Raw genomic sequence first — 14,851 nt, 5'->3', positions numbered from 1 at the left:
CCTAAGAGGTTTTGGTAGTTTTATTGTAAAAACCAGAGCTGAAAAAACTGGTAGAAACATCTCAAAAAACACTACAATCAAAATTCCAGCACACAACATCCCTGCGTTTAAACCTGCAAAAGTATTTGTAGAAGGAGTTAAAACTAACAACGAAGCAAAATAATATTAATTAACATAAATCTGACACGATATGCCAAGTGGTAAAAAAAGAAAGAGACATAAGGTAGCTACTCACAAACGTAAGAAAAGAGCGAGAGCTAACCGTCACAAAAAGAAAAAGTAGTTTTAAACTACTTTTTTCTTTTTAAACGTTCATTGAAATTGAAAAAAGATGAAAGAGAAAAGAAAATAGAATATAGACGTAAAGTCTATTCTCTTTGCTCTATTCTCTACTAATCTTCTTTCCCCGGGTTCAATACCTGTTAAAATATTGTTTAATCCATCTGTAGATAAGATTTTAGATTTTAGATTCCAGATTTTAGATTTTTTATTAAGTCTATACTCTTCTCTCTATATTCTATTTTCTGAAAAAACAGATAAAAATTTACAGTGTGAATAAAGAATTAATCATTAGATCTAGTTCTGAAGCCGTAGATTTTGCCTTATTAAAAGATGGAAAACTAATTGAATTACACAAAGAAGAAGAGAAAAGCAACTTTCAGGTTGGTGATATTTTTATTGCCAAAATCAGAAAACCAGTTGCCGGACTTAATGCTGCTTTTGTAAATGTAGGCTTCGAAAAAGATGCCTTTTTACATTATCACGATTTAGGTCCAAACTTAGCTTCTCAGCTGAAATTCATAAAACTTGTAAGCGCAGGTAAAATAAAAGATTTCTCCCTAAAAACCTTTCAGTTTGAAAAAGAGATTGACAAAGATGGCATCATTACTGATATTTTAAGTGCCAATCAATCTGTTTTAGTTCAAGTAGTTAAAGAACCTATATCGACCAAAGGTCCAAGAATAAGTGCTGAGCTTTCTCTTGCCGGAAGATTTATCGTTCTAGTTCCTTTTTCTGATCGTGTTTCTATTTCTCAAAAAATAGAAGACAAAAAAGAAAAGGATCGTCTAAAAAAACTTGTTCTATCGATCAAACCTAAAGGATTTGGTGTTATTGTTCGTACAGTAGCCGAAGGCAAAAACGTAGCCGAATTAGAAAAAGATTTGCAGAACCTGCTTGGCAGATGGTCTGCAATGTGTAAAAAATTACCAACTGCTCATCATCCATCAAAAGTATTAGGAGAGCTTAACAGAGCTTCTTCAATATTAAGAGATGTATTTAATGATACCTTCAGCGGTATTCAAATAGATGATGAAGAGTTGTTCCACCAAACGAAGGAATATCTGCAAGAAATTGCACCTTCGAAACAATCGATTGTTAAGTTTTATCAATCAAATGACACTCCAATTTTTGAGAAATACAATATAGAGAGACAAATCAAAACTTCTTTTGGCAGAACCGTTTCTATGAGTAAAGGGGCTTACCTTATCATCGAACACACTGAAGCTCTTCACGTTATAGACGTAAACAGCGGAAACCGTTCGAATAAAGCTACCAACCAGGAAGACACCGCCATGGAAGTGAATATGATTGCCGCAGCAGAAATCGCCAGACAACTTCGTCTGAGAGATATGGGCGGAATTATCGTAGTTGATTTTATCGATATGTCTAATCCAGAAAACAGGAAAGTTTTGTTCGACTTCTTGCGAGAAGAAATGAGCGACGATAAAGCAAAGCATAAAATATTACCGCCGAGTAAATTTGGTTTAGTCCAGATTACAAGACAGCGAGTAAGACCAGAAGTTAATATAAAAACTAGAGAAGAAGATCCAAATAAAGTTAATGGTGAAATTGAAGCGCCAATATTAATAATTGACAAGATCACCTCTGACTTAGAAAGACTTTTAAAAACCCACAATAAAGTTGTGCTTAATACACATCCGTTTGTGGCTGCATACCTCAGCAAAGGTTTTCCATCATTACGTTCAAAATGGTTTTTTGAACATAAGAAATGGGTGAAAATCATACCTCGTGACGCTTACACGTACTTAGAATACCATTTCTATGATAAAAAAGGAAATGTTATTTCAGAATAAAAATCAAAACCGCCTTTCGTGAGATTGGCGGTTTTTTTGTGTCTTTTTTTTCGCCACGAATTACACGAATTTGCACGAATAAATTTGTCTCAATAGGTGTAATTCGTGGCGGAAATTTATGTTCAAAAACTATATTTCAAAAGTAATTTGAATACTAATGTCACCCTGAGCGAAGTCGAAGGGCGCTCCAATTGGCACGTGGGCTTCGACTTCGCTCAGCCTGACATACAATACCCATAGAAGCAAATTTTGGAATTTGGAATTTAAAAATTGGAATTTATTTTCAACATTTATTCTCTAACAATTTCTATTTTTCGTCTAATTTCATTTCCAGATGCATCTACAACCGTAATATAATGTATTCCTGTTGTTGGCATAATTGGCAGTTCATGAAAAGTTTTTGTGGTGGCTTTATAAACATCATCCACATACCAAAAAAGCTCTTTATCCCTTTCAGAATAAGCTACTTTTAAAATTACGGGCTGTACTTTACTGTTAAAGTCTTTAGTTAGGTAAATTTTGCTGTTGGCTTTCGGGTAAATAAAATCCATTGTTTTGGCTTGTGTTCCCTCGCAGCCTTCTTTAAATGGCGGTAGAGGAAGATATTCAATATGCTGGCTTTTGTAATACCAAGCCATTACCGGAGGTAATACAAACCAGTTTTTAGTAACAATATTTTCGATGCTTTCGCAGCTGCTGTTTACCTGAAATTGTTCTGTTTTATCTAAATGAATGGTTTTATGATACGGACAAACCGCAGTAGATTTTCCTTTTTTAGAAACCCATTGTTTTATTTTCGGGCAGTTTTCTTTTGCCAGATATCCGCTTAAACGACAAACCTCAACTTCTTCTAAATCTTTATACGGAATATCAAACCATCTTTGTCTTGGCAGTAAATTAAAAACGTCGAATAAAATTGGGGCAGCACTTGTAACTCCGGTTAAAGTCGGTCGTCCTTCTCCGGTTGCATTTCCAACCCAAATTCCCACTACATATCTTGAATTTGTTCCAATAGCCCACGCATCACGATTTCCGAAACTTGTTCCTGTTTTCCAGGCAATTTTTAACGAGCTGTCATAAAACTTCCAGGCTTCATCTCCTTCCGGCCTGTTCACTTCTTCCATCGCGTTATACGTTAACCAAATTGATCCCGCACCCAAAATATTCTTTTGATTGGTTTCTGAGCCAAAATCGGGCTTAAAATCATTTTTATAATTTAGCTCCGTGAATTCATTTGTTCGATATTTTCCGTTGTTTTTAGTATAATAATTAACCGTAGAAGAAAGATTTGCATACGTTCGGCATAAATCCCATAAATTACTTTCGGCACCGCCTAAAATGAGCGATAAACCATAATGATCAGGAGTTTTGTTTATGTCTTTTAATTTGAATTTTTGCAGTTCTTCATAAAATTTATTGACCGTAAATTCCTGAAGCATTAATACTGCCGGAATATTTAACGAACGTGACAAAGCACGATGCGCCGGAACAGCTCCATCAAATGTTAAATTGAAATTCTGCGGTGTATAACCTGAAATCTGCGTTGGAACATCAGCTACTAAAGTGTTTGGTAAAAGTTCCCCATCATCGAGCATTGCGCCATATAAAAGCGGTTTTAAAATACTTCCGGTACTTCGCGGAGCATCAATAATATCAACATCTTTTTGATGATCTTTATCTGTTGGGGAATTTCCAACATAACTCATTACATTTCTGTTTTGAACATCAATTACCAAAATCGCCAGATTATGAACTTCATTCTGTTTATATTGATTGTAATAATATCTTGCGATTTGATTTACCCTATTTTGCAAGGCATAATCAATGGTCGTTTTTACTCGTGTTCCTTCTTCACTTTTTGCTACTCTTTGCAGTAAATGTGGTGCAATTTGAGGCAGATCATACGGTTTTTGAGGTAAAGGTTCTTCTATCGAAAGTTCATACGTCTGTTTGTCGATTATTCCTTCCTGCTGCAATTTCAGTAACAGTCGGTTTCGTTTGTTTAGTAATTTTATCTGATTTTTTCCGGGATAAATTAAACTAGGCGCATTCGGTAAAACGGCTAAAACAGCATTTTCTGCCCAAGATAATTGATTCGACTGTACTCCAAAATAACGCCACGAAGCCATTTCTAATCCCACTACATTTCCTCCAAAAGGCGCATGAGCAGCATACATTTCGAGAATTTCATTTTTAGAATATCCTAATTCTAATCGGGTTGCGAGAATAATTTCGACAAGCTTTTCAAAATAAGTTCTGTTTTTTCCTTTTCGGGAAAGTCTTATTACTTGTTGTGTTAGTGTGCTTCCTCCTCTTACCACTTTACCCGCTTTTCGGTTTTGCTTAAACGCATTTACCATTGCTCCCGGATTAAATCCCGGATGTTTGTAGAAATACTCGTCTTCAAAATAAACAATACATTTTTTGAATTTGTCAGGAACGCTGTCCTGCGCCGGAAAACGCCATTGTCCGTCTCGGGCAATTTTTGCTCCAAGTAATTCTCCTTCTTTACTTTCAATAACGGTTGAATAGGGTTCTTTGAATAAAGTTCGGGGAAGGGAAAAATAGTAAATCAGCAAGAGCACAAATGCAATTGCTGATTTTATTTTATTTCTTTTAATCCAGTTTATGATGCGTTGGAAAAACGCTATAAGTTTATTTTTCAACGTAGTAATTATTTAACCGCAAAACCGCTAAGTTATCGCAAAGTTTTTTTGCCCACAGATTTTACGGATGAAACGGGTTTTCGCAGCGTAATTTAAAAGTATCCGTGTAAACCTGTTTCATCCGTAAAACCCGTGGGCTCTATAAATTTACTTCACAACCTCAACCCAGAATCCTTTTGTTCTTGCCAGGAATGTGTTGTCGTACATGGCTTCGCATTGCAGGCCTGGTAAATAATAATTTCCTAAATACGATGCGTTTAACAGAATTCTGAACACTTTCGTTTCTCTGGATTTCATTCCGAAGTAGAAATTGGTTCTGTCATCACGGATATCAATATAATCGGCAATATTATTTACTGCGTCTCCGTAATCGGTAAAACGTGTATTTACAATTTCGAATCCAGAAGGCAGAATTTGTGATAATGCGACATTTTGAACACTTTCATTTCTTTGGTTTTTAATGGTAACCTCAGCAATAAATTCTGTTCCCTGACTAATTCTTGAAACATCAATAGTACTTCCTTTTCTGTTTTTGAAAACAATACTTGCCGAAACATCACTTTGAACAGCATTTTCATGTCCGATTGGTAAAATTCCCGTATTCAATATTCGAACATAAACCGTATTATTTTTAAGGTTTTTTAAGGTGATGCTATTTGTTCCGCTGGCAGCAGACAAACTGCGATCTGCGATAGTTTTTTGCGTATTTATAGTTTCTCCTTTACCATTTTTACTAAACTGGATATTGATTCCTTTTGGACCGTTACTTATCGCAAATTTCGACATTGAATACAAGCAGTAAGCTGTTGTCTGCGTACTCATCCACTGATTTGCCGACATTTCTTTAGCTAATTTAGTCGCCATTGTAAATGCTTTTTGTTTTTGATCTAAAAGAAGCAGCGTTTCTAAAGCCATTGCTCTATTCCTTTCATCTGAACCATAATAGTAATAATTATAGTTGTCTGAACCGTCAATACTCGTTTGAAGCAGTAAATTCTGTCCAGCTGATTTTTGTCCGGCTAAAACATACGCTGCAGCCAAACGAAGTTTACTTTCATTCGAAATTGATTTTGTTTCACGCAATCTGTTCATTGACGACAAATCGGCATTTCCGGCTAAGGCTAGAGTATATAATCTATAAGACTGAGCCAGATCGTTTCCGTATTTCGGTTCAAAACGCCATTGTTTCGCTTCTTTCTGCTGATACGAAAGCCATTTTGATTTGAAATTAATTGGCAGTACGTATCCTTTTTTCTCTGCTTCAATCAAGAAATGTCCAGCGTATGAAGTTCCCCAATCGTCTGCAATTGTACCTCCTTGCCAGTAAGGTAATCCACCATTTGATAATTGGAAATTTCCTAATCTCTGAATTCCGGCTGCAATATTTTTTTGAATAATATCTTTACGTTTCGCATCAATATCGGCAACATCACTTAAGAATAATTGCGGGAAAACTGACGACGTTGTCTGTTCTACACAACCATGCGGATATTGAATTAAATATTGCATTCTTCCATTCAAATTCATCGATGGCATTGACGAAACTTCTAATCTCGCTTTATTGCTTCCGGCAACACCAAATGTTTTCCACGAAAGTGTTTTAGTACTGTTTGGAGTCAAAATAACATCTGTAAAAGTACTCGTAACCGGATTCGGGTTCGTCATATCAATTTCAACATCATAACTTGATTTCTCATTTCCTGATGTTGCAATTACCTGAACTTTTGCAATTCCGGTTGCAGAACCTACAACTAAATTGAAATACGCCATTTTTTCGTCTGGCTGTGCAAAACTTAGTTTTTGAACCGCACTTCCCACAACTTTTAATCCGTTGCTCGTTTTGATCTGAACAGAAACATTTTTGATGTTATTTTCTGTTGCAAAAACAGTAACCGGAATTGTCACTTTTTCTGAAGGTGAAATTTTTCTCGGTAATGAAGCCAAAACCATCAAAGGACTTTTAACCGGAGTTGCTTTTTCTACACTTCCGTAAGCACTTGTCGCAGCGTCACCGGCAACAATCATAGTTCTAACTGAACCAATGTATTTTGGAAGTTTTAATTGATGTGATTTTGTTTCTCCTTTTTCTAATTTAAACGGTCCGTAATACAACACAACTGGTTTAAAACGGTTTGCTTTTTTAGCTTTTCCGCCTCCTAAATCCTGATCTCCACCAATACTGAAAATCTGGTTTATTTTTCCGCCGTAAGCGCCAATTACATCATCGTAAACGTCCCATGTTTTTACACCTAATGCTTCACGTACATAGAAACTATCCCATGCATTTGGTGTTTTAAAACGAGTTAAATCCAGTAATCCTTCATCGACAACAGCGATCGTATACGTCATTTCTTTACCTGATTTTTCACCTACTTTAACTGTAAATGGCTGTTCTGGTTTTAAAACATCAGGCATATTAATGGTTGGTGCCAAAATCGTGTTTTTATCTACGACTTCAATTGGAACGATTCCGTACATACGAATTGGTGAATCGTTTTTAGTCGAAGCGTGCGGCTGTAATAACGTGATATTGAAATACACATTTGGCGCCATTGCTCCCGTAATTGGAACTTCGACTTTTGTTTCTCCGTTTTTAGTTTCAGCCCAAAGTGTTTGTACTACTCTTGATCCATTTTCTATAGAAATCAACGCACGTCCGCCTTCACTTGAAGGGAAAGATATTTGTGCTTTTTCTCCAACGGCATAATTCTTTTTATCGGTAGAAAAAACCAACATATTTGCTGTCGAAGCATCTCTGTTTCTGGTTTTTCCAGACCAGATTGGCCAGTCGATATTTACGGTTAAAGCTGTTGCATGTCCGTCGTTTGGATCTTCAACTCTGATTAAATAACGTCCCCATTCTTCATCGGTTAAAGCAAATTGAAAACTTCCACGTCCGCTAGAATCGGTATTAATTACCGTAGATTTATAAGATGTTGTAGAGTTCGATGAATTATAATTCGATAAGTTATCGCTTGAAGAATCCCACCACCATCTCCAATCGACTTTGTAAATTCTTACTTCAAGATTTCGAACTGCTTTTGGTCTTCCGTTTTCATCAACCGTAACTACTTCAAAACGATTATTCGTTCTGGTTTCAAGCATGTTATATTTGTTCAATTCAGGCGATTTTACTCCAACATAGGTTTTATATGGAGAATACGTTGTTGAAATAACATCGGTACTAAAATCACCGCCTTCTTCATACACTTTTGTTATGAATGAAGCACGAAGCATTCCTGGTGCCTGACCTTGTAATTTTGGCTGAATGTTTACCGAGGCTTTTCCACTTTCGTTTAATTTTCCAGAGAAAACATTTATTTCTTCTGTACTAAATTGACGAACCATATCGTCAAAACTATACTTTTCATAGCCTTTAAAAGTTGTCGTTTGCTGCGAGAATTTAGCCTGCATTTCTACATTTAAATTCTTAGCAATCGCACCATGAAGCCAAGTCACTTCCAGATTATCTGTGTTTGGATAAGATGATGAAAGTGTTTTTCTGCTAAAAGTATTTTTGATTTTTAAACGATTTGGTTTGATCGTTTCTATTTTAATACTCTTATAGAATTTCGCACCACCAACGCTTACCATGGCTTCCCAGTTTCCGGTTGGCGCATCCTGATTTGTTGGAACTATAAACGCATAATGATTTAAGTCATTCGTTTTTTGAACGGTTTGATAAACGGTTTTTCCATTCGGATCATTTAATCTGAATTTTATCGGATGTAATTTTGGAAGTTTGTTCGCAGCATCATTTAAAATGAAAGACAAATACAAATTATCTCCCGGACGCCACACACCTCTTTCTCCGTAAATAAATCCTTTTAAACCTTTTTGTAAAGTCTCGCCGGCAACATCAAAATTACTAACCGATAACGAAAGTCCATCGTCTAACTTCACGTAAGTAGATTGATCGCCTAATGTTACAATTGCAAAATAGGCGAATTTATCCAGCTGAAAAGATGCAATTCCTTCGCTGCTTGTTGCTTGTGTCGAAATTTTTTGCTGTTGAAAATTGTACAAATCAACTCTTGCGTTCGAAACTGGTTCGGTCGTCACAATATTATTTACAGCAAATAGATATGATTTATTTTCACCTCTTTTGGCAATAACTCCTAAATCTGAAGCCAGAATATTCGTTGCAATTTTCGCATTATAATAATACGATCCAGAGCAAGGATCTTGGCTTTCTCTCCATTCATAATCATCATAATAGTAATCGTCGTACGAGTTTCCACTGTAGTTTACATCATTTTCGTCAACTTCTTCTTCCTCTGCTTCATCTTGATTTCCATCAGATGTTTCACATTTATACAGGGCGTATTTCTTTTTATATTCAAACTCAACTCTATAAATTGCTCCCGGTTCCGGTTTAATAATTTTAGATAAATCTAAAGCATACGTATTCCATTTCGTTAGATTTACGAGTGTGCTTTCCCTTAAATTAAGCGTTGTTTTTGCAATAGGCTGCGCTACTTTCTTTAGGTTTTGCGCACCGTTTAATTCATTATATTGAAGAAACTGCAGAATATTGTTTTTGTAAATTTTATAAACTTTTACATCAACAGCACTTAAATTTACAGCTTCAAAATTCAGTTTCAAATTGTTTGAACTTGGCAGAATTGTCCCGTTTTTAACGAAACGAACGCTTGGTTTTATTTGGTCAAAAGAGATTTTTTCAGAATAATTGGCTTCCATTTTTTTACCGTACTGGCTTTCAATTCCCTGAAAAACTTCCAGAAGCAATTCTCCAGTAATCACTTGTTCCGGCTCTTCATCGGGAACAACTTCTACTATATCTTCTTCTACCGGAGCTTCAACAACTGCGGCGGCAGAATCGACAGCAACTGCTGCAGAATCAACGGTAACTTCAGCCGTTTCTTCCTGAACAACAACTGGTGCCGGTTCCTCTTTTTTAGGAGCATTTTCGTTTGTAAAATATACTTTCAGTAAATTCCCTTGTGTAGAAAACTTTAAGTTATTGGTATTCTGAATCGAAACTAATCCTTTAAAATCCTGTCCTTTTTCTAAAGGTTCAGAAAAATTAATTGAAACCGATTGATTGCTTCCGTCCGGAACTTCAACTTTTATAATTTTAAATTCGTTTATACTTGTAATCGGGAAGTCGATTTGTCCTTTTTGATCAATATCAAAATCATTTCCGTCATATATAATCTCCAAATTCGAAGCTTCAGAAAAACGCTGAATACTGTCAATTATAAAACGAAATTCTTTAGCAGGACCAGTCGTTTTTTCAAATTTAATTTTAAGATTGCTTCCTTTTTGTTTGGCTTCAACCAATTTTTGAGCCGTTTCAAGATCAATTTTATCTGCTGTTTTTAAAACGCAGTTTAAATATTGATATTCTTTACTGTACGACTGAATATCGCCGGTATTTATGGTAAAATCCTGCTTAACTGTTTTAACCGTAAAGTTGAATTTAGAAAGGTCTTTTTCCTTTTCTTTTGGAATTGCTGTCAGCTTATCTAAGTTTAAAGTAACCTGATATTCTGTTCCCGGATTTAATTTTTTCTCAGGAATAAAAGCAATGGTATTGGTAGAAAGTGCTACCACTTTTCCGTGAACGTTTGGCGAAATATCAAACAAATCGTCGTCTAATTCCTGATTGGGTTTCCAATCATTTTTATCGAAGGCCAAAACGACTCGGATATCGGAATCGGAAGAAACGATTCCGCTGGTAAAGCTGGTTATGTACTCTTTAAATAATGAAAAATCTGAATTGAAATCTGCAGCCGATTTTCTGCCGCAAGATTGAAAAATAAAAAACACAAAAAATACGAGAACTAAACCTTTTGCTTTCACTTTTATTTAGAGTTAATTGGTTAACAAGTTAGTAATTTAACATGATTTGCTGTTTAAAGTCTTAACAGCAAAACGCAAATTAAATTACAATAAAAGTAAAGTATTTTTTGATTCTTTAAGAAGAAAATTCTTTAGTAATAATTATTTAACTTTTGTTGAAGTTTAATCTATTATTTACGCCTTTGCAGAAAAAACCGCTTCATTAAATCTGCGGCTTCATTAGCCATTACTCCAGAAACTACAGTTGTTTTTGGATGCAGTTTTGTTCCCATACTTATAAAACCTCGTTGTTCGTCGCGTGCGCCAAAAACGATTTTCGAAATCTGACTCCAATATAAAGCACCCGCACACATTTGGCAAGGTTCAAGCGTTACATAAAGTGTGCAGTCTTTTAAATATTTTCCTCCAAGGAAATTGGCTGCTGCGGTTATAGACTGCATTTCAGCATGAGCTGTAACATCATTTAATAATTCAGTCAAATTATGGCTTCTTGCAATTACTTTATCAGCCACAACAATAATAGCTCCAACAGGAATTTCGCCTTTAGCAAAAGCTTCTTCGGCTTCCTGCAGGGCTTTTTTCATGAAATATTCGTCGGTGAAAGGGTTTATCATAATTGCAAAAATAGGATTTTAGAACTTATTTTTTATTACATTTATTTTTTGATATTTGAATATGGAAGAAAAAAACAAAATAACGATTCCCAAACCTTGTGGTGAAAACTGGAACAAAATGACGCCAAATGAAAATGGTCGATTTTGTTTGAGTTGTTCTAAAACGGTTGTTGATTTTACTTCCATGCTTCCTGATGAAATTCAGCATTTTTTCATTCAAAATCAAAACGAAAGAATTTGCGGAAGATTTAAAAATTCGCAATTAGAAACCATTACAATTCAAATTCCGAGTCGGGTTTTATACACACAAACAAAATATCATAAAATGTTTTTGCTGGCTTTGTTTATCGCAATGGGAACTACTTTGTTTAGTTGTGCAGATAAAGATGGCAACAAAAACAGAATTGATAAGATCGAAATTGTTGACAATACCGCACAAAATCAAGATGAAAACGAGGATGTTTCCTCCTGTTATGGGCATGAAATCGAAGCTAAAAAAACAAAACCAAAAAAAGCCAGAGAGAGAATTACAATGGGAGCTATGATTCCTCCAAATTCTATTCAAACAGGAAGTTTTCATTATCATAGTATCTATAATTCGACCGATTTAGATGTTTCACCTGCTCCAGAAAACGGGATGAAAAAATTCCATGAGTTTTTTGCCAAAAATTATGTCGCCCCAAACAAAACAGAAAAGTTTAAGGGAAAAATATCTATCTTATTTGTTATAGAAGAAGATGGCAGTTTGAGTAATTTCAACATCGTTAATAATACTCCGAAAGAAATTGGAGAAGAAGCTATTAGAGTTTTAAAAACAGCTCCAAATTGGATACCGGGAAAACGAAATAATGCCATTGTTCGTTCGTCTTATACTTTACCAATTACAATTAAATAATGGAAAGAAAACATAAAATTACAATTCCTGAACCTTGCCATGAAGACTGGAACAAAATGACTCCAAGTGAAAATGGTCGTTTCTGTTTAAGCTGCTCTAAAACTGTAGTTGATTTTACATCAATGCTTCCTGACGAAATTCAGCATTTTTTCGTTCAAAATCAAAGTAACAAAATCTGTGGAAGATTTAGAAAATCGCAATTAGATTCTGTTACAATTCAAATTCCGAGTCGGGTTTTATATGCACAAACTAATTATTATAAAATCTTTTTGCTTGCTTTATTTGTAGCTATGGGAACTACTTTATTTAGCTGCGCAGATAAAGAAGGAAATAAGAAAAAAATTGATAAAGTTGAAGTTGTAAAAGATACCGTTACTAAAGAACGAGTTATGGTTGGAGACGTTCCAATTAATCCGAATGATTCTCATCATAACCCTTTACCGCCGCCACCTCCTCCGCCAAAAGTTGATCAGGTTAAATTTGTAAAAAATCCTGTAAATAATACTAAAAAAGAAAAATCTATAAAGATCAATTGTAAAAAGGCTGTGGAAGAAGAGGATAATTCAACATTTGTTACTGGTGCTGTTATGCAGACAAATGCAGAATTCCCTGGTGGAATTGATCAATTTTACACATTTTTTGCAAAAGAATTTAAAAAGCCAGAAGGCTCAAATATTGGAAAAACGAAAATCATTCTTGCATTTGCAGTAGAAAAAAACGGCTCTGTATCTTATCTTCAATCTCAACCTGCTGTCGACCAGCCTTTGGAGAAAGAACTTATTCGGGTTTTAAGTTTATGTCCAAAATGGGAACCTGGAGAATCGAATGGCAAAAAAATTAAAATGCAGTATTCTTTACCAATTGTATTGCAGTAGATCTCACTTATAAAATTAAATTTAAAACCGTAAATTTGCTTTTTACCTTACAATGAAAAGCAATTTACTTTCGAACATATACAATCCTGCCGATTTACGTCTTTTAAAAGAAGAGCAGCTTACTGAGGTTGCTCAGGAATTACGTCAGTTTATTATTGATGTTGTTTCTGTAAAAGAAGGGCATTTGGGTGCCAGTTTAGGTGTAATCGAACTGACAATTGCTTTGCATTATGTTTTTAATACGCCCGAAGATTTATTGGTTTGGGATGTTGGACATCAGGCTTACGGACATAAAATTTTAACCGAAAGACGAGAATTTTTCCATACTAACAGACAAATTGGAGGAATTTCGGGTTTCCCAAAAAGAGCAGAAAGCGTTTATGATACTTTTGGAGTTGGGCATTCTTCTACTTCTATTTCTGCAGCGCTCGGAATGGCGATTGCTTCTAAATTAAAAGGCGATTTCGATAAACAACATATTGCTGTTATTGGCGATGCTTCTATCGCAAGCGGAATGGCTTTTGAGGGTTTAAACCATGCCGGAGTTACCGATGCTAATATTCTTGTAATTTTAAACGATAACGCGATTGGAATTGATCCAAGTGTTGGTGCTTTAAAAAAATATCTGACTGCGGTTAAAAACGGAAAAAATCCGAAACAGAATAACATTATAAAATCGCTGAATTTTGATTATTCCGGTCCAATCGACGGACATGATTTTCCAACTTTAATCAAAGAATTAAATCGATTAAAAAAGATAAAAGGTCCAAAGTTTCTTCATATTGTAACCACTAAAGGAAAAGGTTTACAGCAAGCTGAGGAGAATCAGGTAAAATATCATGCACCCGGAAAATTTGATGCTTCAACGGGAGAAATTCATTCAAAATCTGAAGAAAATCTTCCACCAAAATATCAGGATGTTTTTGGTTTGACTATTTTAGATTTAGCCAAAAAGAACGAAAAAATAATAGGAATCACACCCGCAATGCCATCCGGAAGTTCTTTAAAATTCATGATGGATGAACTGCCGGAACGTGCTTTTGATGTGGGAATTGCAGAACAACATGCCGTAACGCTTGCTGCCGGAATGGCAACTCAGGGAATGATGGTGTATTGCAATATTTATTCTACTTTTTTACAGCGCGCTTACGATCAGGTTATTCATGATGTGGCTTTGCAAAATTTACCCGTTATTTTTTGTTTGGACAGAGCTGGTTTAGTTGGCGAAGACGGTGCAACGCATCACGGTGTTTTTGACATTGCTTATCTGCGTTCTATCCCTAACATGATTATTTATGCGCCAATTAATGAAATTGCGCTGCAAAACATTTTATACACGGCTCAATTAGGCATATTAAATCATCCTATTGCGATTCGATATCCTAGAGGACGCGGAGTCTTACAAAACTGGGAAGTAGAAAATTTCGGACATTACGAAAAAATTAATATTGGCGAAGGAAACTGCTTAAAAAAGGGCACAAAAACGGCTGTTTTATCTACAGGGGCAATTGGAAATAATGTTATTGAAGCTATAAATCAGTGTTCGAATTCAGATGAGATTGCGCATTATGACTTTTCATTTATTAAACCACTCGATATCAGTTTGTTAAATACTATTTTTTCATCTTTTAAAAATATAATTACAATTGAAGACGGAGTAAAAAAAGGCGGATTTGGAAGTGCTGTTTTGGAGTTTGCAGCAGCAAATAATTTCAAAAATGATGTCAAAATTTTGGGTATCCCTGACGAGTTTATTGAGCATGGAAGCGTGCTGCAACTACAACAATTGTGTGAAATTGACGTTAAATCTTTAATAAATCTTTTTTCAAACGGTGTAAAATAATTATTTTGCAACACCAAAAATACAAAAATAAGCCTA

8 protein-coding genes are annotated in these 14,851 nt (G+C 35.3%); 5 read left to right on the top strand and 3 right to left on the bottom strand.

Features of this window, described 5'->3' with window-relative positions:
- The coding region (locus B3C18_RS25985) for an HU family DNA-binding protein (RefSeq protein ID WP_291153865.1) at nucleotides 1–163 on the top strand (163 nt) is incomplete at its 5' end.
- 388 nt (nucleotides 164–551) lie between these two features.
- Nucleotides 552–2,096: an Rne/Rng family ribonuclease gene (locus B3C18_RS25980; RefSeq protein ID WP_053470125.1), complete on the top strand. Its 1,545-nt coding sequence runs from the start codon at nucleotides 552–554 to the stop codon at nucleotides 2,094–2,096.
- 290 nt (nucleotides 2,097–2,386) lie between these two features.
- On the opposite strand, the gene pbpC is transcribed toward B3C18_RS25980, so the two are convergent.
- From pbpC to B3C18_RS25965, 3 genes are all read right to left on the bottom strand, one after another.
- Nucleotides 2,387–4,762 carry a penicillin-binding protein 1C gene (gene pbpC, locus B3C18_RS25975; protein WP_291153862.1) on the bottom strand — a complete coding sequence of 792 codons (2,376 nt, stop codon included), beginning with the start codon at nucleotides 4,760–4,762 and terminating at the stop codon, nucleotides 2,387–2,389.
- Nucleotides 4,763–4,909: 147 nt separating this feature from the next.
- Complete coding sequence (locus B3C18_RS25970; RefSeq protein WP_291153859.1) at nucleotides 4,910–10,588, bottom strand: alpha-2-macroglobulin family protein; 5,679 nt, start codon at nucleotides 10,586–10,588, stop codon at nucleotides 4,910–4,912.
- A 170-nt stretch (nucleotides 10,589–10,758) separates the two neighbouring features.
- Nucleotides 10,759–11,202, bottom strand: a complete 444-nt coding sequence (locus B3C18_RS25965; RefSeq protein ID WP_291153856.1) for a nucleoside deaminase — start codon at nucleotides 11,200–11,202, stop codon at nucleotides 10,759–10,761.
- A 61-nt stretch (nucleotides 11,203–11,263) separates the two neighbouring features.
- Between B3C18_RS25965 and B3C18_RS25960 the strand changes: the two genes are divergently transcribed.
- From B3C18_RS25960 to B3C18_RS25950, 3 genes are read left to right on the top strand one after another with little or no spacing between them, the layout of a single operon-like run.
- Entirely contained in the window at nucleotides 11,264–12,097 is an 834-nt protein-coding gene (locus B3C18_RS25960) for an energy transducer TonB (protein ID WP_291153854.1), read from the top strand.
- Entirely contained in the window at nucleotides 12,097–12,972 is an 876-nt protein-coding gene (locus B3C18_RS25955; RefSeq protein WP_291153851.1) for a hypothetical protein, read from the top strand. The genes B3C18_RS25960 and B3C18_RS25955 overlap by 1 nt, the downstream gene beginning before the upstream one ends.
- 52 nt (nucleotides 12,973–13,024) lie before the next feature.
- Nucleotides 13,025–14,815 (top strand): 1-deoxy-D-xylulose-5-phosphate synthase, encoded by a 1,791-nt coding sequence (locus B3C18_RS25950; RefSeq protein WP_291153849.1) that lies wholly within the window; start codon nucleotides 13,025–13,027, stop codon nucleotides 14,813–14,815.
- The last annotated feature ends 36 nt before the right edge of the window (nucleotides 14,816–14,851 follow it).

Origin of the sequence: Flavobacterium sp. UBA7680, assembly GCF_002482975.1 — a bacterium.
Taxonomy (GTDB): Bacteria; Bacteroidota; Bacteroidia; order Flavobacteriales; family Flavobacteriaceae; genus Flavobacterium.
This window is presented reverse-complemented; position numbering and strand designations above follow the sequence as displayed.

Coding starts and splice junctions, on each gene's coding strand:
- B3C18_RS25965 (WP_291153856.1), bottom strand. CDS start 11,202: ATGATAAACCCTTTCACCGACGAATATTTCATGAAAAAAGCCCTGCAG.
- B3C18_RS25960 (WP_291153854.1), top strand. CDS start 11,264: ATGGAAGAAAAAAACAAAATAACGATTCCCAAACCTTGTGGTGAAAAC.
- B3C18_RS25955 (WP_291153851.1), top strand. CDS start 12,097: ATGGAAAGAAAACATAAAATTACAATTCCTGAACCTTGCCATGAAGAC.
- B3C18_RS25950 (WP_291153849.1), top strand. CDS start 13,025: ATGAAAAGCAATTTACTTTCGAACATATACAATCCTGCCGATTTACGT.